The sequence below is a fragment of the Zhengella mangrovi genome, from assembly GCF_002727065.1.
Taxonomy (GTDB): Bacteria; Pseudomonadota; Alphaproteobacteria; order Rhizobiales; family Rhizobiaceae; genus Zhengella; species Zhengella mangrovi.
On sequence record NZ_PDVP01000004.1, the window covers coordinates 135,142 to 160,613 of the forward strand.

General features: G+C 66.2%; 22 protein-coding genes and 1 tRNA gene. 14 read left to right on the forward strand and 9 right to left on the reverse strand.

Annotation, left to right across the window (positions count from 1 at the left end; genetic code table 11):
- The first annotated feature begins 69 nt into the window (after positions 1-69).
- The 6 genes from CSC94_RS09595 to glgX are packed head-to-tail and all read left to right on the forward strand — an operon-like array spanning position 70 to position 11,146.
- Positions 70-2,535 carry a glycogen/starch/alpha-glucan phosphorylase gene (locus CSC94_RS09595; RefSeq protein WP_099306112.1) on the forward strand — a complete coding sequence of 822 codons (2,466 nt, stop codon included), beginning with the start codon at positions 70-72 and terminating at the stop codon, positions 2,533-2,535.
- Between the two features lie 40 nt (positions 2,536-2,575).
- Positions 2,576-4,780 (forward strand): 1,4-alpha-glucan branching protein GlgB, encoded by a 2,205-nt coding sequence (gene glgB, locus CSC94_RS09600; protein ID WP_099306113.1) that lies wholly within the window; start codon positions 2,576-2,578, stop codon positions 4,778-4,780.
- Positions 4,781-4,802: 22 nt separating this feature from the next.
- A complete protein-coding gene (glgC, locus tag CSC94_RS09605) occupies positions 4,803-6,074 on the forward strand; it encodes a glucose-1-phosphate adenylyltransferase (protein ID WP_099306114.1) in 1,272 nt (423 codons plus the stop codon).
- Complete coding sequence (glgA, locus tag CSC94_RS09610; RefSeq protein WP_099306115.1) at positions 6,071-7,522, forward strand: glycogen synthase GlgA; 1,452 nt, start codon at positions 6,071-6,073, stop codon at positions 7,520-7,522. Before glgC ends, glgA begins: the two co-directional genes overlap by 4 nt.
- A 1-nt stretch (position 7,523) precedes the next feature.
- Positions 7,524-9,152, forward strand: a complete 1,629-nt coding sequence (locus CSC94_RS09615) for an alpha-D-glucose phosphate-specific phosphoglucomutase (protein ID WP_099306116.1) — start codon at positions 7,524-7,526, stop codon at positions 9,150-9,152.
- Positions 9,149-11,146, forward strand: a complete 1,998-nt coding sequence (glgX, locus tag CSC94_RS09620; RefSeq protein ID WP_099306251.1) for a glycogen debranching protein GlgX — start codon at positions 9,149-9,151, stop codon at positions 11,144-11,146. Before CSC94_RS09615 ends, glgX begins: the two co-directional genes overlap by 4 nt.
- Here glgX and CSC94_RS09625 read toward each other — a convergent pair.
- A tRNA-Met gene (locus CSC94_RS09625) sits at positions 11,103-11,179 on the reverse strand. The genes glgX and CSC94_RS09625 overlap by 44 nt on opposite strands.
- Positions 11,180-11,425: 246 nt before the next feature.
- Here CSC94_RS09625 and CSC94_RS09630 point away from each other — a divergent pair.
- The 3 genes from CSC94_RS09630 (at position 11,426) to CSC94_RS09640 (ending at position 13,668) form a co-directional block, all read left to right on the forward strand.
- Positions 11,426-12,379 (forward strand): Gfo/Idh/MocA family protein, encoded by a 954-nt coding sequence (locus CSC94_RS09630; RefSeq protein WP_099306117.1) that lies wholly within the window; start codon positions 11,426-11,428, stop codon positions 12,377-12,379.
- A 64-nt stretch (positions 12,380-12,443) separates the two neighbouring features.
- Positions 12,444-13,175 (forward strand): class I SAM-dependent methyltransferase, encoded by a 732-nt coding sequence (locus tag CSC94_RS09635; protein ID WP_099306118.1) that lies wholly within the window; start codon positions 12,444-12,446, stop codon positions 13,173-13,175.
- Positions 13,176-13,248: 73 nt separating this feature from the next.
- Positions 13,249-13,668 carry a hypothetical protein gene (locus tag CSC94_RS09640; RefSeq protein ID WP_099306119.1) on the forward strand — a complete coding sequence of 140 codons (420 nt, stop codon included), beginning with the start codon at positions 13,249-13,251 and terminating at the stop codon, positions 13,666-13,668.
- Positions 13,669-13,685: 17 nt separating this feature from the next.
- Here CSC94_RS09640 and CSC94_RS09645 read toward each other — a convergent pair whose 3' ends face one another.
- Positions 13,686-14,285 (reverse strand): TetR/AcrR family transcriptional regulator, encoded by a 600-nt coding sequence (locus CSC94_RS09645; protein WP_099306120.1) that lies wholly within the window; start codon positions 14,283-14,285, stop codon positions 13,686-13,688.
- Between the two features lie 99 nt (positions 14,286-14,384).
- On the opposite strand from CSC94_RS09645, the gene CSC94_RS09650 reads away from it, so the two are divergent.
- On the forward strand, positions 14,385-14,843 hold the full coding sequence (locus tag CSC94_RS09650; protein ID WP_099306121.1) for an MAPEG family protein: 459 nt from the start codon (positions 14,385-14,387) through the stop codon (positions 14,841-14,843).
- A gap of 13 nt (positions 14,844-14,856) precedes the next feature.
- Here the strand turns inward: CSC94_RS09650 and mnmA are convergent, their stop codons facing one another.
- Positions 14,857-16,026, reverse strand: a complete 1,170-nt coding sequence (mnmA, locus tag CSC94_RS09655) for a tRNA 2-thiouridine(34) synthase MnmA (protein ID WP_099306122.1) — start codon at positions 16,024-16,026, stop codon at positions 14,857-14,859.
- Positions 16,027-16,292: 266 nt separating this feature from the next.
- On the opposite strand from mnmA, the gene sciP reads away from it, so the two are divergent.
- Positions 16,293-16,568, forward strand: a complete 276-nt coding sequence (sciP, locus tag CSC94_RS09660) for a CtrA inhibitor SciP (protein WP_099306123.1) — start codon at positions 16,293-16,295, stop codon at positions 16,566-16,568.
- 72 nt (positions 16,569-16,640) lie between these two features.
- Here sciP and CSC94_RS09665 read toward each other — a convergent pair whose 3' ends face one another.
- Entirely contained in the window at positions 16,641-17,072 is a 432-nt protein-coding gene (locus CSC94_RS09665; protein ID WP_099306124.1) for a paraquat-inducible protein A, read from the reverse strand.
- 153 nt (positions 17,073-17,225) lie between these two features.
- Positions 17,226-17,600 (reverse strand): flagellar export protein FliJ, encoded by a 375-nt coding sequence (locus CSC94_RS09670; protein ID WP_099306125.1) that lies wholly within the window; start codon positions 17,598-17,600, stop codon positions 17,226-17,228.
- Between the two features lie 441 nt (positions 17,601-18,041).
- Here CSC94_RS09670 and ctrA point away from each other — a divergent pair, with 441 nt between their 5' ends.
- Entirely contained in the window at positions 18,042-18,737 is a 696-nt protein-coding gene (ctrA, locus tag CSC94_RS09675; protein ID WP_099306126.1) for a response regulator transcription factor CtrA, read from the forward strand.
- 224 nt (positions 18,738-18,961) lie between these two features.
- Here ctrA and CSC94_RS09680 read toward each other — a convergent pair whose 3' ends face one another.
- Positions 18,962-19,363, reverse strand: a complete 402-nt coding sequence (locus tag CSC94_RS09680; RefSeq protein WP_099306127.1) for a response regulator — start codon at positions 19,361-19,363, stop codon at positions 18,962-18,964.
- 123 nt (positions 19,364-19,486) lie between these two features.
- Positions 19,487-20,116 carry a histidine phosphotransferase ChpT gene (gene chpT / locus CSC94_RS09685; protein ID WP_099306128.1) on the reverse strand — a complete coding sequence of 210 codons (630 nt, stop codon included), beginning with the start codon at positions 20,114-20,116 and terminating at the stop codon, positions 19,487-19,489.
- Between the two features lie 343 nt (positions 20,117-20,459).
- Between chpT and CSC94_RS09690 the strand changes: the two genes are divergently transcribed.
- Complete coding sequence (locus CSC94_RS09690) at positions 20,460-20,990, forward strand: DUF1134 domain-containing protein (protein ID WP_245408315.1); 531 nt, start codon at positions 20,460-20,462, stop codon at positions 20,988-20,990.
- Positions 20,991-21,142: 152 nt separating this feature from the next.
- Positions 21,143-22,405, forward strand: a complete 1,263-nt coding sequence (locus CSC94_RS09695; protein WP_099306253.1) for a coiled-coil domain-containing protein — start codon at positions 21,143-21,145, stop codon at positions 22,403-22,405.
- Between the two features lie 38 nt (positions 22,406-22,443).
- Here CSC94_RS09695 and CSC94_RS09700 read toward each other — a convergent pair whose 3' ends face one another.
- A complete protein-coding gene (locus CSC94_RS09700) occupies positions 22,444-23,250 on the reverse strand; it encodes a TrmH family RNA methyltransferase (RefSeq protein WP_099306129.1) in 807 nt (268 codons plus the stop codon).
- Complete coding sequence (locus CSC94_RS09705) at positions 23,247-25,469, reverse strand: heavy metal translocating P-type ATPase (protein ID WP_099306130.1); 2,223 nt, start codon at positions 25,467-25,469, stop codon at positions 23,247-23,249. The genes CSC94_RS09700 and CSC94_RS09705 overlap by 4 nt, the downstream gene beginning before the upstream one ends.
- Between the last annotated feature and the right edge of the window lie 3 nt (positions 25,470-25,472).

The window sequence follows — 25,472 nt, forward strand, 5'->3', positions numbered from 1 at the left end:
TGTCTGCTGACAAGGGCGGAGGATTCGGCTAAGATTGAATTTCAATCGATTTAAACAGTCGTGGCCCCGATGATCGAAAACCCGAACCTTCTGCCCAAGCCCGAACCCCGGCCCGTGACCCCGGAGGCGCTCGCCAACGAGATCGTCGACAAGCTGACCTATGGCACCGGCAAGGATGCCAAGGCGGCGACGCGGCACGACTGGCTGACCGCGACGATCCTGGTCATCCGCGACCGCATCATCGACCATTGGATGGCCTCGACGCGGCGCGCCTACGCGGAAAATTCCAAGCGGGTCTACTACCTGTCGCTCGAGTTCCTGATCGGCCGGCTGATGCGCGACGCGGTCACGAACCTGGAACTGCAGGGCGCGGTGCGCCAGGCCCTGGCGCGGCTCGGCGCGGATTTCGACGTCCTGGCCGAGCTCGAACCCGACGCCGCGCTCGGCAACGGCGGTCTCGGGCGGCTGGCCGCCTGCTTCATGGAGTCCATGGCCAGCGTCGACATCCCGGCCTACGGCTATGGCATCCGCTACCAGAACGGCCTGTTCCGCCAGGAGATTTCCGACGGCTGGCAGGTCGAACTGCCGGAAACCTGGCTGGAACACGGCAACCCGTGGGAATTCGAGCGGCGCGAAAGCTCCTACGAGGTCGGCTTCGGTGGTTCGGTGGAGCCCGTCGGGCAGCGCACGGATGGCGAGATGGCCTATCGCTGGGCGCCGGCAGAGCGCGTGATCGCGACGGCCTACGATACGCCGGTCGTCGGCTGGCGGGCCAAGCGGGTCAACACCCTGCGGCTCTGGTCGGCCAAGCCGATCGACCCGATCCGGCTGGCCAGGTTCAACGCCGGCGACTACACGGGCGCGCTGGAGGAATCCAACAAGGCGGAAACGCTGACCCGGGTGCTCTACCCGGCCGACAGCCATATTGCGGGGCAGGAACTGCGGCTCAGGCAGGAGTTCTTCTTCTCCTCGGCCTCGCTGCAGGACATCCTGCGCCGCCATGTCCAGCAGCACGGCAGCCTGCGCAACCTGGCCGACTACGTGTCCATCCAGTTGAACGACACCCATCCGGCGATCGCGGTCGCCGAACTGCTGCGCCTGCTGATCGACGAACACGAATGGACGCTGGCGGATGCCTGGGGCGCGGCAAAGGCGGTGTTCTCCTACACCAACCACACGCTTCTGCCCGAAGCGCTGGAGAGCTGGCCTGTGCCGCTGATGGAACGCATGCTGCCGCGCCACATGCAACTGGTCTATGCCGTCAATGCCATCGAGTTGCGCCGGGCGCGCAAGAACGGCATGGAAGGCGACGTGATCTCGCGCCTGTCGATGATCGACGAGAACGGCGAACGGCGGGTGCGCATGGGAACGCTGGCCTTCCTGGGCTCGCACTCGATCAACGGCGTGTCGGCGCTGCATACCGACCTGATGAAGGAAACGGTTTTCGCCGACCTGCACCGGCTCTATCCCGACCGGATCAACAACAAGACCAACGGCATCACCCCGCGGCGCTGGCTGATGCAGTGCAACCCGGGCCTCTACGACCTGGCCCGCGAGGCGCTCGGCGACCGGATCATGGACGACGCCGAGGCGCTGGACGGGCTGGCGAAGCTCTCCGGGGATGCCGCCTTCCGGGACCGGTTCGCAGCGGTCAAGCGGGCCAACAAGGACCGGCTGGCGCGCCTCGTGCGCGACCGGGTCGGGGCGCGCATCGACCCGACGGCCCTTTTCGACGTCCAGATCAAGCGCATCCACGAATACAAGCGGCAGCTTCTCAACATCATCGAGGCGGTCGCGCTCTGGGACCAGATCCGTTCGCACCCGGAACGCGACTGGGTGCCGCGGGTCAAGCTGTTCGGCGGCAAGGCGGCGCCGAGCTATCACAATGCGAAGGTCATCATCAAGCTGGCGCATGACGTGGCGCGGGTGATCAACAACGACCCGGCAATCGACAACCTGCTGAAGGTCGTTTTCGTGCCGAACTACAATGTTTCGACGGCCGAGGTCATGGTGCCGGCGGCCGACCTGTCGGAGCAGATCTCGACGGCCGGCATGGAGGCGTCCGGCACGGGCAACATGAAGCTGTCGCTCAACGGCGCGCTGACCATCGGCACGCTCGACGGGGCCAACGTGGAGATCCGCGATCATGTCGGGGCGGAAAACATCTTCATCTTCGGCCTGAAGGCCGACGAGGTGGCGCAGCGTCAGGCGGGTGGCCGCGATCCGGCCGCCAACATCGCCGCTTCGCCGGAACTGGGCCAGGCGCTGGCGGCGATCGAGGGCGGGATCTTCTCGCCCGGCGAGCCGGACCGCTACGCCGATCTCGTCGCCGGGCTGCGCGCGCATGACTGGTTTATGGTGACCGATGACTTCGATGACTATTGCCGAGCGCAGCGTGAGGTGGATAGGCTGTGGCTGGAGCCGGAGGCATGGACGGCGATGGCGATCCTGAACACGGCGCGGGTCGGCTGGTTCTCGTCGGACCGGACCATACGCCAGTACGCCGGCGATATCTGGAACGTGCCGACGGACTGACACCGTCAGGCAGTGGAGGAGCAGGGGGGAAGCGAAGCGGATGACCGCCAGGCGAGACAAGACGGCCCGGAACAAGGGCCTGCCGTCCCTGTCCGACCGGGATGTGCATGCCATCGCCGAGGCCACGCATTCCGATCCGTTCTCCGTTCTCGGCCTGCACGAAACAGCCGACGGGTTCTCGGCGCGGACCTTCATTCCCGGCGCCGAGCGGGTGGCGGCGCAAACCCTGTCAGGCGATCCGGCCGGTGACCTGCAGCCGCGCGGCGAGGGCCTGTTCGAGGGACCGGTCAGCATCAAGGCCCGCCAGCCGCTGCGGTTCCTGGCCGAGGCCAAGGGGCAGAGTTGGACGGTGACGGATCCCTACACGTTCGGTCCCGTGCTCGGCCCGATGGACGATTACTACCACTCGGAAGGCTCGCACCTGCGCCTGTTCGACAGGCTCGGCGCGCATGTCATCGATCACGAGGGCGCGCGTGGCGTGCATTTCGCGGTCTGGGCCCCCAATGCGAAGCGGGTCTCCGTGGTGGGCCATTTCAATCACTGGGACGGGCGGCGCCATGTCATGCGGCACCGGCGCGATTCCGGCATCTGGGAAATCTTCGTGCCCGATCTTGGCCGCGACGAGCCCTACAAGTACGAGATCATCGGCAAGGACGGCCGGCTGCTTCCACTGAAGGCCGACCCGTTCGCCTTCCGCTCCGAACTGCGCCCGGCGACGGCTTCGGTCACCACCGATCCGCCGGTACACGAGTGGGGCGACGCGGACCACCGGGCCTTCTGGGCGAAGGCGGATGCGCGGCGGCTGCCGATCTCGATCTACGAGGTTCATGCCGGGTCCTGGCAGCGCGGCCGGGACGGCGGCTTTCTCTCCTGGGACGAACTGGCCGACCGGCTGATCCCCTATTGCGTCGAGATGGGCTTCACCCACATCGAGTTCCTGCCGGTTTCGGAACATCCCTACGATCCCTCGTGGGGCTACCAGACCACCGGGCTCTACGCGCCCTCGGCGCGTTTCGGCGAGCCGGAGGGATTCGCCCGTTTCGTCGATGGCGCCCACCGGGCCGGGCTCGGCATCCTGATCGACTGGGTGCCGGCGCATTTCCCGACCGACGCGCACGGGCTTGCCCGGTTCGACGGCACCGCGCTCTACGAGCACGAGGACCCGCGCAAGGGTTTCCACCCGGACTGGAACACGGCGATCTACAATTTCGGGCGCACGGAAGTAGCCGCCTTCCTGACCAACAACGCGCTGTTCTGGGCGGAGCGCTACCACGTCGACGGGTTCCGCGTCGACGCGGTCGCCTCGATGCTCTACCTCGACTATTCGCGCAAGGAAGGCGAGTGGATCCCGAACGAGCGGGGCGGACGGGAAAACCTCGAGGCGGTGGCCTTCCTGCAGGCGATGAACAAGGCCGTCTACGGATCCCATCCCGGCATCGTGACGATCGCGGAGGAATCGACCTCGTGGCCCAAGGTCTCGCAGCCGGCGCACGAGGGCGGGCTCGGCTTCGGCTTCAAGTGGAACATGGGCTTCATGCACGACACGCTGACCTACCTGCAGCGTGACCCGGTGCATCGCAAGCACCATCACAACGATCTGACGTTCGGCCTGCTCTACGCGTTCTCGGAGAATTTCGTGCTGCCGCTCAGCCACGACGAGGTGGTTCACGGCAAGGGATCGCTGCTGCACAAGATGGCGGGCGACGACTGGCAGAAGTTCGCGACGCTGCGGGCCTATTACGGGTTCATGTGGGGCTATCCGGGCAAGAAGCTGCTGTTCATGGGCCAGGAATTCGCCCAGCGCAGCGAGTGGTCGGAGGAGCGGTCGCTGGACTGGGATCTCGTCGACCACCACGCCCATGACGGCGTGCGGCATCTCGTGCGCGACCTCAACATGGCCTACCGGGCCTATCCGGCGCTGCATGCGCGCGATTGCGAGCCGGAAGGGTTCGAATGGCTCCAGGCCGACGACGCCGACAATTCGGTCTATGCCTGGCAGCGCAAGGCGCCGGGGCACAAGCCCGTCGTCGTGGTGTCGAACTTCACGCCGCAAATGCTGACAGGCTATCGTCTGCCGATGCCCGGCGACGGAACCTGGAAGGAAGTCATGAATACCGATGCCGCGATCTACGGCGGGTCCGGCGTCGGCAATCTGGGGGTGGTCACCGCCAAGAGCGGCGAGGCGCGGCTGACGCTGCCACCGCTCGCCACACTGATTCTCGTCCAGGCGGACGAGGAGACCTGATCGGGCCTGGGAGGAGGAAACCATGGTCGTTGAGCGCAATGCACCGCTGGCCAGAAATGCAATGGCCTACGTGCTGGCCGGCGGGAGGGGAAGCCGGCTGCACGAACTGACAGACCGGCGCGCCAAACCGGCCGTCTATTTCGGCGGGAAGACGCGGATCATCGATTTCGCGCTGTCGAATGCCATCAATTCGGGCATCCGCCGTATCGGCGTGGCGACGCAGTACAAGGCGCATTCGCTGATCCGCCACCTGCAGCGCGGCTGGAACTTCCTGCGGCCGGAGCGGAACGAGAGCTTCGACATCCTGCCGGCCAGCCAGCGCGTGTCCGAGCACCAGTGGTACGAAGGCACGGCCGACGCTGTCTACCAGAACATCGACATCATCGAGGATTACGGTGTCGAGTACATGGTCATCCTGGCGGGCGACCACATCTACAAGATGGACTACGAGATCATGCTGCAGCAGCACGTCAGCCAGAGCGCCGACGTGACCATCGGCTGCCTGGAAGTGCCGCGCGCCGATGCGACGGGCTTCGGCGTGATGCACGTGGACCACGACGACCGGATCGTCGATTTCGTCGAGAAACCGGCCGACCCGCCGGCCATTCCCGGCAATCCCGACATGTCGCTGGCCTCGATGGGCATCTATGTCTTCTCGACCCGGTTCCTGATCGAGGAGTTGAAGCGCGATGCCGCCGACCCGGAATCCAGCCGCGATTTCGGCAAGGACATCATTCCGCACATCGTCAAGAACGGGAAGGCGGTGGCGCATCGCTTCACCCAGTCGTGCGTGCGGGCCTCGACGGAAAACGAGGCCTACTGGCGCGACGTCGGCACGATCGACGCCTACTGGCAGGCCAATATCGACCTCAACGACATCCTGCCGGAACTCGACCTGTTCGACCGCTCGTGGCCGATCTGGACCTATGCGGAGATCCGTCCGCCGGCCAAGTTCGTTCACAGCGAGGAGGGCCGTGTCGGCCAGGCGATCTCGTCGCTGGTGTCGGGCGACTGCATCATCTCGGGGTCTTCGATCCATCGCAGCCTGCTGTTCACGGGAACCCTGGCACGGTCCTATTCGAAGCTGAGCGAGGCCGTCGTGCTGCCCGAATGCGTCATCGGCCGGCACGCGCGCCTGTCCAAGGTCGTGATCGACCGCGGCGTGAAGATCCCGTCGGGTCTCGTCGTCGGGGAAGACCCGGAACTGGATGCCAGCCGGTTCCGCCGGACGGCCAGCGGGGTCTGCCTCATCACCCAGTCCATGCTCGACAAGGCAGGTCTCATCTACGAATGAACGTTCTGTCCGTCACGTCCGAGATCTTTCCGCTGATCAAGACCGGCGGGCTGGCCGACGTGGCCGGCGCGCTGCCGCCGGCGCTGGCCCGCCACGGGGTCAAGGTGCGCTCGATGCTGCCGGCCTATCCGTCGGTCAGGGCACGGCTCGGAAAGACCAAGCCGAAGGCGGTGGCGCATTTCGACGCGCTCTTCGGCGGCAAGGCCGACCTGCTGGCCGTGCGCCACGGCGGGCTGGACCTGCTGCTGCTGGACGCGCCGCACCTGTTTGACCGCGACGGCGGACCCTATTCGGACCACTCCGGGAACGACTACAGCGACAACTGGAAGCGCTTCGCGGCCTTTTCCCTTGTTGCCGCCGCTGTGGCACAGGGCGCGGTGAAGGGCTACCAGCCGGACATCGTGCACGTCCACGACTGGCAGGCCGCGATGGTGCCGGTCTACCTGCGCCATTCCGGCAAGCCGCATCCCGCCACGGTCATCACAGTGCACAACCTCGCGTTCCAGGGGCAGTTCGCGCCGTCGGTCTTCAGCGAGCTTGGACTGCCGCCGCAGGCCTGGTCGCTGGAAGGCGTGGAATACTACGGCACGGTGGGCTTCCTGAAGGCCGGGCTTCACGCGGCGGATGCCATCACCACGGTCAGCCCGACCTACGCGCAGGAAATCCGCACGGCGGAATTCGGCATGGGCCTCGAAGGCCTGATCAACGGGCGTGCCGATGCGCTGCACGGGATCGTCAACGGCATCGACACCGAGATATGGAACCCGGAAACCGACGATGCGCTGGCCAAGACCTTCTCGGCGCGCACGCTGAAGGGGCGGAAGGCGAACCGCCGGGTGGTGGAGGAACGCTTCGGGCTGGACGGGGACAATGCGCCGCTGTTCTGCGTGATCTCGCGGCTGACCTGGCAGAAGGGCATGGACGTGCTGGCCGGCGCGCTGGATGAACTGGTCGCGATGGGCGGCAAACTGGCCGTGCTCGGCTCCGGCGACAAGGGGCTGGAAGGGCTGATGCTGGCCGCGCAGGCCCGCCACAAGGGCCGGATCGGCGTGGTCGTCAGTTATGACGAGCCGCTGTCGCACCTGGTGCAGGCCGGCTCGGACGCGATCCTCGTGCCGTCCCGGTTCGAACCCTGCGGGCTGACGCAGCTGTGCGGCCTGCGCTATGGCTGCATTCCCGTAGTCACGCGAACCGGCGGGCTGGCTGACACGGTGATCGACGCCAACCATGCCGCCCTCAATGCCGGCGTCGCGACCGGCGTGCAATTCGCGCCGCTTTCCCATGACGCGCTGGTTGCGGCCCTGGCGCGCACGATCGCGCTGCACGGGGACACGAAAACCTGGGCCACCATGCAGAAGCGGGCGATGGCGGCCGACGTCTCCTGGGATGCAAGCGGTCTGCGCTACGTCGACCTGTTCGCGTCCCTGATCCAGAAGGGAGCCTCCTGACGTGACCCTGACCATAGCCACCAAGCCCTTTGCCGACCAGCGGCCCGGCACATCCGGTCTGCGCAAGAAGGTCCCGGTCTTCGCGCAGGAGAATTACGCGGAAAACTTCATCCAGTCGGTCTTCGACAGCCTCGAGGGTTTCGCCGGGCAGACGCTGGTGATCGGTGGCGACGGCCGCTACTACAACGACGTGGTCATCCAGACCGCGATCCGGATGGCCGCGGCGAACGGCTTCGGACGGGTTCTGGTGGGGCAGGGCGGACTGCTCTCGACCCCGGCCGCCTCGCACGTGATCCGCAAGAACAAGGCGTTCGGCGGGCTGGTGCTCTCGGCCAGCCACAATCCCGGCGGGCCGACGGAAGACTTCGGCATCAAGTACAACATCTCCAACGGCGGGCCGGCGCCCGAGCGCATCACAGAGGCGGTGTTTGCCCGTTCCAGGGTGATCGACCGCTACCTGACGGTCGAGGCGGACGACATCGACCTTTCGGCCATCGGCCGGCACGAGGTGGCCGGCATGGCGGTCGAGGTCATCGACCCGGTCGCCGACTATGCCGACCTGATGGAAAGCCTGTTCGATTTCGATGCCATCCGGGCGCTGTTCGCCACCGGCTTCCGTGTCGTCATGGATTCCATGAGTGCGATCACCGGTCCCTATGCCCGCGAGATCCTGGAAAACCGGCTCGGCGCGCCATCCGGCACCGTGCTGAACGCGGTTCCGCTGCCGGATTTCGGCGGCCATCATCCGGACCCCAACCTCGTTCATGCGCGCCATCTCTACGACATGGTGATGAGCGCCGACGGACCGGATTTCGCCGCCGCGTCGGATGGCGACGGCGACCGCAACCTGATCCTCGGCAAGGGCATGTTCGTCACGCCCTCGGACTCGCTGGCGCTGCTGGCCGCCAACGCGCATCTCGCACCGGGTTATGCCAGGGGACTTGCCGGCATTGCCCGCTCGATGCCCACGTCGGCGGCGGCCGACCGCGTTGCCGAAAAGCTCGGCATCGAAATGCACGAGACGCCGACGGGCTGGAAGTTCTTCGGCAACCTCCTGGATGCCGGGCGGGTGACCATCTGCGGCGAGGAAAGTGCCGGCACCGGGTCCGACCACGTGCGCGAGAAGGACGGGCTGTGGGCGATCCTGCTGTGGCTGAACATCCTGGCCGTGCGGCGCGAGCCGGTGAAAGCCATCGTGGAAGGCCACTGGGCGGAATACGGGCGCAATTTCTACACGCGGCACGACTACGAGGGCGTCGAGAGCGACAAGGCGCAGGCCCTGATGAGCGATCTCGAGGCGCGGCTGTCCGGCCTGGCGGGGCAGGCCTTCGACGGCATGGCGGTGGAGCGGGCGGACAGCTTTTCCTATACCGACCCGGTCGACGGTTCGGTGGCGAGCAACCAGGGACTTCGGGTGTTCTTCGAGGGGGGCTCGCGCATCGTCTACCGCCTTTCCGGCACGGGCACGTCCGGCGCCACGATCCGGGTCTACATCGAGCGCTACGAGCCGGACGCATCGCGTCACGGGCTGGAGACGCAGGAGGCGCTCGCGCCCCTGATCCGGGCAGCCGACGCGTTTGCGGGGATCGTGGCGCACACCGGCCGCACCGCGCCTGACGTCATCACATGACCGGCAGCCGGCTGACCGGCACGGGAGCCCGTTTCGCGGTTCCCGCGCCGGATGCCACGGCGGTCCGGCTCTGCCTTTTCGACCGTCAGGGCCGCGAAACCGGGCGCCACGCCATGACGCCGGGCGACGACGGCTGGTGGCGGCTGGACATGGCCGGTATCGCGGCCGGCCAGGCCTACGGCTTCCGGGCCGACGGGCCGTGGCAACCGGACGCGGGCCACTGGTTCGATCCCGATCGCCTGCTGGTCGACCCGTGGGCAACACGCATCGACCGGCCCTACCGGCACGACGCGCGGCTGCTCGGGCGGGGGCGCGGCGCTGGCGGGGACACCGCCGGCCTGATGCCGAAGGCGATCCTGGAGCCGCAGGCCGGGGATGGCGTGCCGCCACCGGTCTCGCTCGCGCCCGGCGGGCTCGTCTACGAAGTGAACGTGCGCGGCTTCTCCATGCTCCATCCGGACATTCCGGCCGAGGAGCGGGGAACGCTGTCGGCTCTCAAGCATCCCTCGGTGATCGCGCACCTGCATTCCATCGGCGTCACGGCGGTGGAGCTGATGCCGGTGACGGCGTGGATCGACGAGCGCCACCTGCCGTCGCTCGGCCTGGCCAATGCCTGGGGTTACAACCCGGTGACCTTCATGGCGCTCGATCCGCGGCTTGCGCCGGGCGGGATCGGCGATCTGCGGGCCGTCAGCGATGCGCTGCGGGCCGCGGGCATCGGGGTCATCCTCGACCTGGTGTTCAACCACACCGGCGAGAGCGACGAGGACGGGACCATCCTGAGCCTGCGCGGGCTGATGGGGGCCCGCGCCTTCCGGCGCGACGCGCAGGGACGGCTGGTCAACGATACGGGCACCGGCAACACGGTCGCCTGCGACGATCCGGCGATCATCGGCCTCATCCTCGATTCCCTCAGGCATTTCGTCCTGGCGGGTGGCGTGGACGGGTTCCGCTTCGACCTGGCACCGGTGCTGGGGCGGACGGCAGAGGGGTTCTCGCCGGATGCGCCGCTGCTGCAGGCCATGCTCGACGATCCGGTGACCGGATCGCGCGTTCTGATCGCCGAACCCTGGGACATCGGTCCGGGCGGCTACCAGCTCGGCCGGTTCCCGGACCCGTTCCTGGAATGGAACGACGCCTACCGCGACGACATGCGCCGCTTCTGGCGCGGGGACAGCCACATGCTCGGACGCTTCGCCACGCGCCTTGCCGGCTCGCAGGACGTGTTCGGCGGGCATGAAAGCCGCGGCGTGAGCTTCCTGGCGGCGCATGACGGGTTCACGCTGGCCGACCTGGTGTCGCATGCGCACAAGCACAACGAGGCCAACGGCGAAGGCAATCGCGACGGCCACGACCACAACATCTCCTGGAACAATGGCACGGAGGGCGACAGCGACGACACAGGCGTTCGCTCGGCACGCCGCGCCGACGTGACCGCACTGCTCTCGACGCTGTACCTGACGCGCGGCACGATCATGCTGACGGCCGGCGACGAGTTCGGGCGCAGCCAGCGCGGCAACAACAACGCCTATGCGCAGGACAACGAACTGACCTGGATCGACTGGACGAACAGGGATGACCGGGTTCTCGCCCATGCCCGCGATCTGGCGCGGCTCCGGACACGGTTCCCGGCGCTGGCTGCGCCGGCATTCCTGACGGGAGCAGCAACCGCGGCCGGGATCGCCGATGTCACCTGGCTGCGGCCCGATGGCGCAGCCATGACCCCGGCCGACTGGGAAGCGGAGGACGGCAGCCAGTTGACCATGCTGCTGGCGACCGGTGCGCAGGACGAACCGCTGCTGGCCGTCTGCGTTAACCGCTCGCATGGCGACTCAACATTTCAGCTTTTGGTTGAAGAATGTCCGGAGGTCATTGCATCGACCAGGCAACAGGTCGCAGCGCGCCAAATCGCGGTGCTGGTGCTGAACATGGAGAAAAAAGCCTGGTCGTTGGTAGCAGGGGGCGGGATTGAACCGCCGACCTCCGGGTTATGAATCCGGCGCTCTCACCAGCTGAGCTACCCTGCCCCGTCGACCCGCCGCTGACATGCCAGCGGCTGTGAACGCGCGGATATAAGGGCGGGGTTGCGTCGCTGTCAAGCAAGGTTTTCCTTTCCTGGCGCATGTTTTTTTCGCGCGATGAGGGAAAGCGTGACCGGCGGACTTCCAAGCGGGGTTGAGTTCAACCCTGAGCGTCGATATGACAACTTCGTCACGAGTGGCCTGTGGCCGAAGGGTGGCGAAGAACAGAGCGACAGACGGAAGTTTCCAAGAATGGCGCCGCGCATAGCAGTACTCGGGTGCGGATACTGGGGCAGCAATCATATCCGTACCCTGAAGGGGCTCGGAGCGCTTCATGCCGTCTCCGATGCAAATCCTGCCAGGGCGGAGGGGTTCGCCGCCGAGAATGACGTCGAGGCCATCGCTCCCGACGACCTGTTCGGGCGCGAAGACATCGATGCCATCGTGATGGCGCTGCCGCCGCAGTTCCACGCCGAGATGGCCATTCGCGCCGTGGAGGCCGGCAAGGACGTGCTGGTCGAAAAGCCTATCGCGCTGTCGGTGCCGGATGCCGAGCGGGCCGTGGCCGCGGCGCGCGCACATGGCCGGGTCTTCATGGTCGGCCACGTGCTGCGCTTCCACCCGGCCTTCGAGCTGCTCAAGTCGCTGATCGACGAGGGCGAGCTGGGCGAGGTGAAATACATCCATTCGCACCGGCTGGGCCTTGGCAAGTTCCACACCGAGAACGATGCGCTCTGGGACCTGGCACCGCACGACCTGTCGATGATCCTCGCCGTGACCGGCGCGCCGCCGCTGGAGGTGCGCGGGGAGGGGGCGGCCGTGCTCGACCACCTGTCGGACTTCGCCCACGTCCACATGCGGTTTCCCGGCGGCATCCGCAGCCACCTGTTCTCCTCCCGCCTGAACCCCTATCGCGAACGCCGCCTGACGGTGGTGGGGACGCGCGCCATGGCGGTGTTCGACGACGTGGAGACCTGGGATCGCAAGCTGGCGATCTACCGCCACGCGGTCTGGCAGGATTCGGGCCAGTGGGCGTTCACAACCAACGAGCCGTCCTACCAGCCGGTCGCCGAAGGCATGCCGCTGACGCGGGAACTGCAGAACTTCATCCACGCCATCGAGACGCGCGAGGAACCGCGCACCGGTGGCGACGAGGCGATCCTCGTCCTCAAGATCCTGACCGCGGCGACCGTCAGCCACGACTGAGCCGGGGCATGGGATCCGCGCGCGCCCGGATGGTGCGGTTTCACCCGAAAAGCGAGAGCAGGCCGTGACCGCCGCATACGATGTCATCGGGCTCGACTATGCCAACCTGCGAAGACCGGATCCGCGCATTGGCGCGATGATCGACGAGGCACTCGGCGATGCGGAGCGGGTTTTGAACGTCGGCGCCGGATCGGGTTCCTACGAACCGGCCGGGCGGCTGGTGACGGCGGTGGAACCGTCCGTTGCCATGATCCGACAGCGCGCCGCTTCGGCGGCACCGGCCGTTGAAGCTTATGCCGAGGCCCTTCCTTTCGAGGACCGGTCCTTCGATGCGGCCATGGCGGTCAACACCGTCCACCACTGGTCGGACAAGGCCAGGGGCATGGCGGAAATGCGGCGGGTCACGCGGGGGCGCATCGTGGTGCTGACATCGGACCCGTCGTTCCGAGATCCCTGGCTGCTGGACTATTTTCCCAGACTGGCGACGCTTGACGACGCCCAGATGCCATCCATGTCGGATTACGCGCGCTGGCTCGGCCCCGTCGATGTCTTGCCCGTTCCCGTGCCGCACGACTGTATCGACGGGTTTCTCTATTCCTACTGGCGACGTCCGCACGCCTATCTCGATCCGGCGGTGCGCAGGGCAATGTCATCCTTTCACGCGCTGGGCGATGTTTCGGCCGGGCTCGAGCGGCTCGCCGCCGATCTCGACAGCGGCGCCTGGGCCGACCGCTACCACGCACTGCTGGACCTTCCCGACCGCGATGTCGGCTATCGGCTCGTCGTGACCCGCTGACGGCCCTGCGACCAGGCGTTCAGGTCCACGCAAGCAATTCATGGCTATTGTCGGCCTCGGAAGGGGAAAAGCCATGACCATCTCATCGATCGGTTCCTCGCATCGCCCGATGCCCGAGCGGACCAAAGCGGAAGCCGGGGACGCGACCAGCAAGGCGGCCAACAGCGTTGGCCACCAGGCCAAGGCGGCCATCGCGGCGGCCGGAAACCCGGACCTGCCATCCAACATCCAGGGCAAGGTTTCATCCGCGATTGCGCGCGGCATCGACTTCACGCCCCTGCTCGCCATCGACAAGACCGATCCGCTGCCTGCCGGCACCAACGAGACCCCGGCGGGCGAACCGGTGTCCGCCGAGGGCGCGTCTGCCGGAGAGGAAGCCGGTGCGGTGCCCGCTTCCGAATCGCCGTCGGCAGGCGAGACGGGCGCAACGGATGACGCCCAGATCGCGGCCGATCTCTTGGCCGGGTCTTCGACGGGCGGCGAAGAGACCTGATCTTTCCTGCCGTCCGGTCAGGGCCGGTCGGCGGTTCTCCCCGTCAATGCCCTGCACAGGGTTTCGATCATGTCGGCTGCCCCGTGCTTCAGCGGATCCCGGATGGCGTCGCCGAGCGCGAAGACGAGGACCAGTCCCAGCACCGACGCATGGATGGCCAGGGCCTCGCGCCGCGCTTCGTTCCGGTCTCCGGGCAAGTGCGCGGCCAGGGTCGCATAAAGGCTGTCGGTGACCGGGTGAACGTGGTCCAGGACGGGTCCGGCCTGACGCTTCGTCGCGGACGTTCGCGCGGTCTGCGGTAGAAGATACATCATGCGAAAGCGTTCGAGGTCGGTGAAATGGAATCCGGCGACCGCGATCACGAATGACCGGATTGCCTCGTCGCGGCCCGTCGCCGTTTCGAGGGAGGCAGTGGCCGCGCCGGCTTCCGCTGCAAGCCATGGCACGAACATGGCGGCCAGCAGCGCCGGCTTGTTCGGAAACCAGTACAGAACTGCCTGTTTCGATCGCCCGAGCTTTTGCGCGATGGCATCGAAGGACACGGCGTGCAGGCCGTTTGAGGCCACGATGTCGCGCGCGATCGAAAGGATGATTTCCCGCGTGTCTGATTCCGCCATCAGTCCCGTCCGTTGACAACTTACCAGCGGTAAGGTAATTGCTTACCATTGGTAAGTAAAGGTCGGATCGCGGCCAAGGAGCAGGGGACGTTCAGGGCCATGCTGAGTCTGGAGAACCCGGTTTTCGAAACCTATGTCATTGCTGCCGCGCTGATGGTGCTGAAGATCATGGGGCAGGGCTGGATGACGGTCTACCGGATGATGAAGAGCAAATCCGGCCTTGCCAGCCCCGAGGATGTCCGGTTCGGCCTGCTCAACAGGAGCCCCGGCGAGGCGCAACTCGCGGTCAACGATTACGTCGACCGCTCGCGGCGCATGCATCGAAACGACCTGGAGAATATCCCGGGCTTCCTGGCCGCCGGGCTGCTGTTCGTGGTCATCGACCCCGCACTGTGGCAGGCGCAGGTGCTGATGTACGGTTTCGTTGCCGCAAGGATGGCGCACTTCGTGGCCTATACGACGAAGCAGAGCCACGAGGTGCGCGCCACGTTCTACACGATCGGGTCACTGATCGTGATCTTCATGGCGCTTCGCGTTCTCTGGGCGGTTCTCGCCTGAGAGCGCCTCGCGCTCACACCGATTCCAGATGGCGGAGCATCGCCTCGGCGGTCTTCTCACGCTCCGAACGGGCGATGAAGCCGCCTCCGAAGACGCGGGCCTCGTTGCCGGGATCCGAATAGAGGACGCAGGCCTGGCCGGGCGCCACGCCCAGTTCGCCATCCAGCAGTTCCACTGTCGCGGTGCCGTTTTCCATGCGCAGCAGGGCAGGCGCTGGCGGGCGGGTGGACCGCACCTTGGCGTAGAGTTCCATGCCTTCGGACGGCAGCGCCGACAGCGGACCGTCGCCAAGCCAGTTCATGTCGCGCAGCCAGAGCTTGCGCGTCTCCAGCGCCTCGCGCGGACCGACAACGATCCGGGCGCGGGCCGGGTCGATGTGGACGACATAGAGCGGTTCGCCGGCGGCGATGCCGATGCCGCGGCGCTGGCCGATCGTGAAGCGCAGGATGCCCTCGTGGCGTCCAAGCACGCGGCCGTCGATATGGACGATCTCGCCCGGCTCGGAGGCCTCCGGCTTCAGCTTCGCGATGATGTCGGTGTACTTTCCCTGCGGCACAAAGCAGATATCCTGGCTGTCCTGCTTGCCGGCCACTTCGAGGCCCATGCTTTCGGCAAGCTCGCGGACCTGGGGCTTGGACAGGCTGCCCAGCGGGAAGCGCAGGTAGTCGACCTGCTCCTGCGTCGTGGCGAACAGGAACCAGCTCTGGTCGCGGTCGGCATCGACGGGGCGGTAGAGCGCCCTGTGTTCGCCGTTGACGCGCGAGCGGATGTAGTGCCCGGTCGCCAGCGCCTCGGCGCCGAGATCGCGTGCCGTCTGCAGCAGGTCTTCGAACTTGACGGTCTGGTTGCAGGCCACGCAGGGCACCGGCGTCTCGCCCGCCATGTAGCTTTCAGCGAAGGGATTGATCACCGCTTCCTGGAAGCGCTTCTCGTAGTCGAGCACGTAGTGGGGAATGCCGAGACGCTCACAGACGCGCCGGGCGTCGTCGATGTCCTGGCCGGCACAGCACGAACCGGGCCGGTGGGTGGCTGCGCCATGGTCGTACAATTGCAGCGTGACGCCGACGACATCGTAGCCTTCGCGTGCCAGCAGGCCGGCAACGACGGAAGAGTCGACGCCGCCCGACATGGCGACAACGATACGGGTGTCCTCGGGGCGTCCGGGAAGATCTAGACTGTTCATCGCATTTCCGCCGGTTTCAAGGGCCGGGTTCCATTCATTCAGCCCTATATAGGGCAAGCGACCGCAAAGCGCGAGGGCCATGGCGCCGGTTCCTTGCCGCGACTGGCCGGTCGGTGCACCGGCCTGCCGCAACGCCGGCCCATGCAGTGATTCGGTAAACAGCAATTTACCAAGATTACCCCAGCGTTACCTGTAGTTTAGGCTTTTTTTAAAGATGCGGCGGTAGTGTGTCCGAGTAAGGTCCTTGAGTTTGTGTAGAGAGTACAATGACCGATCTGGCGAGACCACGCGTCAAATATGTCATCGGCCCGGACGGGAGCCCCCTGACGATTGCCGATTTGCCCCCCACCAATACCCGGCGGTGGGTGATCCGCCGGAAAGCGGAAGTCGTGGCGGCAGTCCGCGGCGGTCTGCTGAGCCTCGAGGAGGCCTGCAGCCGGTATCGGCTCACGGTCGAGGAATTCCTGTCCTGGCAGGCTTCCATCGACGATCACGGCCTTGCCGGGCTGCGCACGACGCGCATCCAGCAATACCGACACTGATCCGAAAAGAAATCGCGTCTTCCAGAGGCCGGGTTCATTCGAACTCCGGCCTTTCGGCTGCCGGGCGCGGCCCTAGCGGTCGGCCAGTTTCGCGGCCGTTGCCGTCAGGATGACGGAAGCCGCAAAGCACCACAGGCCCGGCTTGGTGATTGCCGTCGCGAGGCCCGAGGTCTTGGCCGCGAAAACGACGATGGCCACCAGCAGCACATCCAGCATCGACCAACGCGACAGGCCATGTAGCCAGGACGGGGCCCGGGAGCCGGGGCCTTTCGCCGCGGCAATCTGCAGCAGCAGGAGCTTGGATGCCGGCGTGACGATGGAAAAGAGGGCGATCAGGGCTGCCAGCGCCATGTCGCCGCGCTGCCAGAGGCCGGTCACCATCTGCACCAGCGACGGTTCATCGGAAAAGACGATCAGGCGTTCGATCTCCACCAGCGGCAGGGTCACGCCGAGGACGAAGCTCGCGGTCGCAGCAAAGAGGCAAAGGGCAAGGGCGGTTCGCATGACACCGCTTTAGACGAGTGCGCGCGGAATGGAAATGAAGGATTGTCCGGAAGGAGACCCGGGGGCCGGGCCGGCCTGCGCGCGCCGGACGGCGGTTCCAGGCACAACAAAGCCGCCCGGGCGGGCGGCTTCATGACCTTGATGTTGCGGAGATCAGCCGATCATGGCGCGGCGGTTGCCGGCCGGTTCGCGCGACCTGACGTCGCGGTTCTCCAGCATTTCCGCCTTTCCCAGTTCAGACTCGGCTTCGGCGAGCGCTGCCTCGGCCGCATCGCGCTGGGATTTCAGATCGGACTGGGACGCCATGAGATTCTCGCGGCGCTGCCGTGCGGCCTTGGCGAAGGTCGGGTAGGCGAAATGCGACTGGTCGGTGATGCCGGCCTTCGTTTCTTCGTGGCCGATCTGGATTTCCAGCTCCGCCGCCTTGCGATCGAATTCGGCGATCATCATGTCGAGCTGGGCAAGCTGACGTCTTTTCTCGTTGACCTGGAAAAGCTTCAACCGGACCAGGTTATCGCGTGATTTCATGACTCGATACTCCACAACAAAACCACCCGGCCATATACACAAAGCCGGTCTTCACTCCGTCCGCAGGCGAAAGGACCGATTCGGGACCTGCTAATCTGCCCGTCCCATGCCGTCCCGGTAACCTTTCGTTTACGGGCATCATTAATCATAGAGGTCGGAACTTAAGGCGCGGTAAAAAAAATCTGTCGTCTTGGTTAAGGCCTGCAAGATGAGTCTTCTGAATCGCTTGGCGGAAAAAGTTAACGTTTCCCGGTTCGTCTCAGGTCACGGAAAATGAAGTTAAAACAGGTGGTTGGCTATTTTACTTTGCGTTGAAGTGGGTCACTTGCAAATCCGATTCGGATTTTGTTAACCATTTCATGCCAGCCTCCGGATCAGGCAAGGACTGTTCCGCTCGTCATTGGCGCCAATGCCTGATTCGGGTGCGAGAAGGGGATCGAAATGCGCGTTCTGCTTATTGAAGACGACAGCGCTACCGCACAGAGCATCGAACTGATGCTCAAGTCGGAAAGCTTCAATGTCTATACGACGGATCTCGGGGAAGAGGGGGTCGACCTCGGGAAGCTGTATGACTACGACATCATTCTTCTGGACCTGAACCTCCCCGACATGTCGGGCTACGAGGTGCTGCGGACCCTGCGTCTGTCGAAGGTCAAGACACCGATCCTGATCCTCTCCGGCATGGCCGGGATCGAGGACAAGGTTCGCGGCCTCGGATTCGGCGCCGACGACTACATGACCAAGCCGTTCCACAAGGACGAGCTGGTCGCGCGCATCCATGCCATCGTCCGCCGCTCCAAGGGCCATGCCCAGTCGGTCATCACCACGGGCGACCTGGTGGTCAACCTCGACGCCAAGACCGTGGAAGTCGGCGGCCAGCGCGTTCACCTGACCGGCAAGGAATACCAGATGCTCGAGCTCCTTTCGCTGCGGAAGGGCACGACGCTGACCAAGGAAATGTTCCTGAACCACCTCTACGGTGGCATGGACGAGCCGGAACTGAAGATCATCGACGTGTTCATCTGCAAGCTTCGCAAGAAGCTGGACGCGGCATCCGGCGGCCAGAACTACATCGAGACGGTCTGGGGCCGCGGGTATGTCCTGCGCGAACCGGACGACATCCGCGAAAGCGCCTGAGCCGTATCGCCTTTCCCCTTTTTGACACGCCATCGCGGCCCGCCACCGGCACAGACCGGCTGGCGGGTTCTGCATTTCCCGGCCGGGGCGGCGACGTGCGGATCCCTTTCGCGGCATGGACCCGGACGGCGCGGGCCTCTTGCTGCCGCGCGCAAAGCCGCGGCCAGGCTTTTTACGCCTGTTGGCCATACGAAACGGGAAACGGGGACGGGGGGCGCCGCCGGTCAGGCGGCGCGGGAGGGCTTCCGGGCCTGCCTTGCCTTTTCCACCTGCTCGAAGAAACGCGTCGTCAGGCTTTCGCGGTCGAACGGCTTGAGCAGGTAGCCGGCGGCACCGGCGCGCTTGGCGCGCATGATCGGGACGATGTCGAGCTCGTGCAGCAGCACGAGGATGACCGGCATCCGGTCGGCCTCGACCCAGCCCTTCAGGGTCGTGATGAACTCGGTCGGCGTGTAATCCGGCAGCGTGGCGTCCAGGATGATGTATTCGGGGAGCTCGGAACGGCACACGGCGAGGCCCATGGAGCCGTTCTCGGCTTCCAGGATCCGAAGCGTCTCGGACGACAGGATACGCTTTGCGACCTTTCGGATGACTGTGGAATCATCAACGATCAGGCAACGCTTCATTGTTGAGCCTCACTTCGGGCAATTCACCTATTCTTGTTTCCCCTGCCACGTTCAAGGCTAGGCCAGATAGGTAAACAACCGCCAAATGACGGCCGCAATTTTTCCGGATACGCGAATTCAACCTCAGGAGGCGGTCAGGACAACTTCTTCGCCGGTGGCGCGAATGTCGATCGTCATGCCGGCCTCGCGGGCGAGGAGAAGCGTGTAATAGGGCTGGACCGAGTGGGCGTCGATCGGCTCTGAGGGCGTGTTGCCGCCATGCAGTTCGAGGAACTTCGGCGGGACTCGGATCATCTTGCCGGTCGAGGTCAGCGTGAAGCGCGGGCTGGTTTCGAGGTCTTCCAGTTGCACGACGATCTTGCCGCCGCGCGGGATGGCGCCATTGGCGATCAGGATGAGATTGAGCAGGAGCTTGACCTTGTTCTTGGGCAGCAGGGCGCGGGCGCCGACCCATTCGAACTCGGGCTTCTCGTTGGCGATGAATGCCTTGGCTACCGCCTCGGCGTCGCCGGTGTCGATCTGCATGCCGGCCGAGCCGGCCGCGCCGAAGGCGATGCGGGCAAACTGCAGGCGGGCAGAGGCGTTGCGTGCCGAGGCCCGGATCAGCGCCATGGCATCCTCGTCGGCACCGCCCTCGTCGAGCAGTTCCAGGCCATTGTTGATGGCGCCGACCGGCGAGATGATGTCGTGGCAGACGCGGCTGCACAGAAGCGCGCCCAGATCAGTCGCGGAGAGCGTGAAAATATCCGCCATTGCTTAACCCCTTCCCGTCAAGAACCCGCCCCGCCTGCCGGATGCGAATCATCATTTTCATGCCGTCCAGAAGCGATACACAGCGTATCCGCCGCGGGCAAGGAAAGAGGGGGAAATGGCGGGTTTTTGCCACCGTAAGGCCATCATTCGCGGTCATCTTAATCATGCAAAAAGATTTGCGGCGCTAAGGTTCGACGCGCCGCAGGATGGGAAGGACACGGCCGCCGAACGAGCCGTCATCCATCCGACAGGACGGGTCATGCAGGATGCGCTCCGCACGGAGACGCAGGAAATGTGGAATTTCATGACAAGACAGTTTGCGGCGCGGCTGGCAGCCGCCTTGATGCTGGCCGTCGCGGCGATCGGATTCGCGGCGCCGGCACGGGCGGCCGACAATTACGGCGCCCAGGAAATCGTCGATGCGGGCCACCGCTTCTTCGGCTCGACGACCGGCGGCCTCGCGACGCTGGTGGAACGGATCTTCTCGCAGTACGGGCTGCCCAACGGCTACGTGCTCGGCGAGGAAGGGTCGGGCGCGATCATCGGTGGCCTGACCTACGGCGAGGGCGTGCTCTACACGAAGAACGCGGGCGATCACAAGGTGTTCTGGCAAGGGCCCTCGATCGGCTGGGATTTCGGCGGCCAGGGCTCGCGCACGATGATGCTGGTCTACAATCTCGACAATGTCGACGAGCTCTATCACCGCTTTCTGGGCGTGTCCGGTTCGGCCTATGTCGTCGCCGGCGTGGGCTTCCACGTGCTGAAGAACAACAGGCAATTGCTGGTGCCCATCAAGACCGGGCTCGGCGCCCGGCTCGGCCTCAACGTCGGATACCTCAAGCTGACCCACCAGCCGACCTGGAACCCGTTCTGACGGCGCGGTCCGCCGACCGTCATCCGGTCTGGCGGGCCATTTAACCTTAACCAGAGGTTGCCGGTCTTTCGGCTGGATTCAAACCCCGTAACCATGGCACGATGAGATCATGCGGGCAGGGCGCGGTGTCCTGCCCAGGGATGGGGATTCCAGTGATCGAGTCGGCCCTGTTTTTTGGTCTCGGGTTTCTGTGCGCGGGGTTCCTTGCCCTCATGCTGGCGCCGGCCGTCTGGCGCCGCGCCGTGGCGCTGACGCGCAAGCGCATCGAGGCATCCGTTCCCCTGACGCTCAACGAGATCGAGGCCGACAAGGACCGCATGCGCGCCGAATTCGCGATGTCGACCCGGCGGCTGGAAATGAGCGTCAAGGCGCTCAGGGACAAGGCGGCCGTGCACGTGGCCGAGATCGGCCGCTACCGCGACGAGATCCGCCGTCTCGGCGACGAACGCGACGAGAAGACCGCGATGGTGGCCGAACTGGAGTCGCGCGGTGCCTCGCTGCGCTCCCAGCTCGAGGCGCGCGAGCAGCAGCTGGAAGACGCGGCCGACAAGTTGCGGCGGCTCGACGCGAAACTGGAAGCCAAGGCGCTCGAATACGAGCGGATGCGCGAGCACGCCGAGGAGCTGTCGGTGACCTCGTCGGAGCAGCAGGTGGAACTCGTGGCCCGCGATGCCGACCTCGAGCGGCTGTCCGGCGATATCGACGGGCTCCGGGCGCAGCGGCGCGAAAGCGAGGCGCTGGCGCGCGAGCACGAGAACCAGGCCAAGTCGCTCCGCCAGGAACTGGCGGCAACGCTCAGCCGCCTTGAACTGGCCGAGAACAAGGTCGAAAGGCTGATGTCCACGGTTGCCGACCGCGAGGACAAGCTGGACCGGCGCGAAAAGGATATCGCGCGGCTGCGCGAGGAACTGAAAGCCAACCGTTCGCAGATCGACGAGGCGACGCGCGAGGCGGTCGATTCCCACGAGGAAAAGGCGCAACTGGCGGGCGATCTCGCTGGAATGAGCCTGCAGATGTCCAGCCTGCTCGAGAATGCCACGGGCGGCGAGGTGGAGAAGGCGGTCGGCCTGCTGGGCAAGGACCGCGAGCGGGTATCGCAGAAACTCGCCGAGGCCGAGGACCTGAACGAGCGGCTGCAGCAACAGATCGCGGCGTTCGAAAAGTCCAAGAGCGACGACTGGCAGGAACAGAAGCAGCAGAACGCGCTGCTGCGGGAGCAGATCAACGACCTGACTGCCGAGGTGGTGCGTCTCACCGCAGACATGGAAGGGCCGGACTCTCCCATCCATGCGGCGCTGGCCCGGCCGAGCCGGCTGCAGGAAACCGGCCTCGACACGGCGGCGGGCGACCGCGTCGTGAGCCTCGCGGACCGGATCCGCGTGCTGCAGAAGTCGGCTTCGGCCAAGGTGGACTAGCACGACCCTGGTGAAACGGCACGCCCCACCCGGCGTCCTCAGCTCTCCTCATCCCTGAAGACATGGCCGAGCGCGATGGCACCGGCGGTGGCGACATTCAGGCTGTCGAAGTCCCGGCGCATGGGGATGCGGACCGTTTCCAGCCGTGCCATGAGGTCCGACGGCAGGCCTTCGCCCTCGGTGCCGAGCAGGATGGCTGTCCGCTCCCGCGGCGCGATGTCACGAAGGCTTGTGCTGCCCGATGGCGAAAGGGCCAGCAACCGGTACCCCGCCGCGAGAACCGTGTCCGCCATGGCGCTTGCCGTTCCGGCCCGTGCGAAAGGAACCTTGAGCGCAGCGCCGACCGAGACCCGTATCGCCTTGCGGTAAAGCGGATCGCAGCACTCGTCGTCCAGCAGCACGGCATCGGCGCCGAAGGCGGCGGCATTGCGGAAGATGGCGCCCATGTTGTCGTGGTTGGCAATGCCGGCCAGCGCGACGATGCGGGAGGCTGCACCTGGCGGGGGCAGGATACCGGACGGGCTTTCGCCATCGCGGCGTTCGCCGAGCGCAAGGATGCCGCGATGGACCGGGAAACCGGCAATGGCGTCCATGACCTGGCGCGACGCGACATGGACGGGCATGGCCGGATCGGCCATGGCGAGCGTGTCTTCCATGCCCGCAAGGCGGTTTTCCAGGATGAGGGCCGAACGGGCGCGAAACCGGCGGGCGCCGAAGAGCACGTTGAGGACGACCTTGCCTTCGGCGATGAACAGCCCGTCGCGTCCGGCAAGATCCCGTTCGCGGATGTCGCGATAGGCGGCGATCCTTGGATCGTCCGGCGTTTCTATCCGGACGAGGTTCATCGCTTTCCGCGCGGCTTCCAGCGGGCGAGCAGCGCCGAGTTGGTCACGACCGAGACCGAGGAAAAGGCCATGGCGGCGCCGGCGAAGACCGGCGACAGGATGCCCAGCGCAGCCAGCGGAATGCCGATGACATTGTAGACAAAGGCCCAGACGAGGTTCTGGGTGATCGTCCGCTTGGTCTTCGCGGCGATGTCGAGCGCCGCGGGCACGAGCGTCAGGTCCGGGCGCATCAGCGTGATGGCGGCTGCCTCACGCGCCACGTCGGTGCCGGACGACAGGGCGATGCCGAGCTTGGCGGCTGCGAGCGCCGGTCCGTCATTCAGGCCATCACCGACGAAGGCGACCCCGCCCTTGCGGTTCGTGTCCATGGCCCGGACTGCGGCCACCTTCTCTTCCGGCGCCAGCGCGGCGCGAACGTCATCGATGCCGATTTCCCCGGCGACCCGGCGCGCCGCGGCCTCGTTGTCACCGGTCAGCATGACGGCCTCCAGGCCGGTTTTCCGCAGCCGGGCCACGGCTTCCGCGGCTTCCTTGCGGGGCAGGTCGGAGAAGGCGATGGCGCCGGCAAGCTGGCCATCGACGGCCACGCCGGCAGTGGTTCCCGCTGCCGGCAGGGCGGCAAACAGGTCTTGGGCGGCGGCTTCCCCGATGCCCTCCGCGGCCATGAGGCGCATGTTGCCGACCGCGACCCGCCTGCCATCGACCGTGCCGATCAGGCCCTGGCCGGCCCGTGCCGTGACACCGGAGGCCGGCTTCAGCGCGAGATTGGCGGCCTTGGCCTTGATGACCAGCGCCTCGGCGAGCGGGTGCTCGCTGGAGGCTTCGAGCGACGCCGCGAGGGTCAGCAGTTCAGCCGCGTTGATGTCCGTCCTGGCGACATCCGCCGGTTCGATGGCGGACACCTGGGGCTTGCCGAGGGTCAGCGTGCCGGTCTTGTCGAAGGCGATGGCGCCGACATGGCCCGCCGTCTCGAGCGTTTCGATGTCGCGGATGAGGATTCCGGCCCTGGCGGCCGCGCCGGTGCCGGCGGCAAGCGCGGTGGGCGTGGCAAGGCCGAGGGCGCAGGGGCAGGCGATGACCAGCACGGAGACCGCGGCGACAAGACCGCCTTCGGCATCGCCGGCGATCAGCCACCAGCCGAGAAAGGTGAGGGCGGCCGCCACGAGAATGACGGGCACGAAAACGGCGGAGATTCGGTCGACGAGGCGCTGGATCGGCGCATTGCCCTGCTGGGCCTCCTCGACAAGCTTCGTCATGCGCGCCAGCCGCGTGTCGGCGCCGACGGCGGTGACCTCGACCTCGACGGCGCCGGACCCGTTGACCGTGCCGGTGATGACGGGGTCGCCGGGCTGCCGCTCGACGGGGAGGCTCTCGCCGGTGACAAGCGATTCATCGACCGATGTGGCGCCCGAGCGGATGGTGCCGTCGCAGGGCATCTGCTTTCCCGGCCGGACCAGCACGCGGTCGCCCGGGCGAAGATCTTCGGCGGCAACCGTTTCGGGTCCGTCCGGGCCGATGCGCTCGGCACTTCGGGGCTGCAGCTTGCCGAGCGCCGCCAGCGCGGACGACGCGCCCTGGCGGGCGCGGGCCTCGAGATACTTGCCGAGCATGACCAGCGTCAGCACGACGGCGGCGGCCTCGAAGTAGAGATGGCCATGGCCGTGACCGGCAAGGACCTGCCAGAGCGACCAGGCAAAGGCCACGGTCGTGCCGATGGACACGAGAACGGCCATGTTGGCGCCACCGCCGCGAACCGCCGCGAAGGCTTCGCGGTAGAAGCGGGTTCCGGACACCGCCATGACGCCGGCGGCAAGGCCGGCCTGGGTCCAGGGACCGATCAGCGTTTCGCCAAGCCCCAGCATGGCCGGCGCCGTTCCGATGACGAGCGGGATCGAAAGGGCTGCCGAGACCAGCGTGCGCAGAAGCGTCTGGCGTTCCTCGGCGCGCCGGCGTGCCGCCAGCGCCTCGTCGGCCTCGCGCTGGCGGGCCATGTCGGACACGCGCAACTGGGCGCCGTAGCCCGCCTTCTCGATGGCCGCGACCAGGGCCTCGGGGCTTGCGTCGCCGGTGAAATCGATCGCGGCCCGTTCAAGCGCGAGGTTGACCTGCGCCTTCTCCACACCCGGGACGCGCGAAAGCACCTTCTCGACGCGTGCCGCACAGGCGGCGCAGGTCATTCCGGTGACGTCGAACTCGGCATGATCAGGGTGTGTCGTCATGAC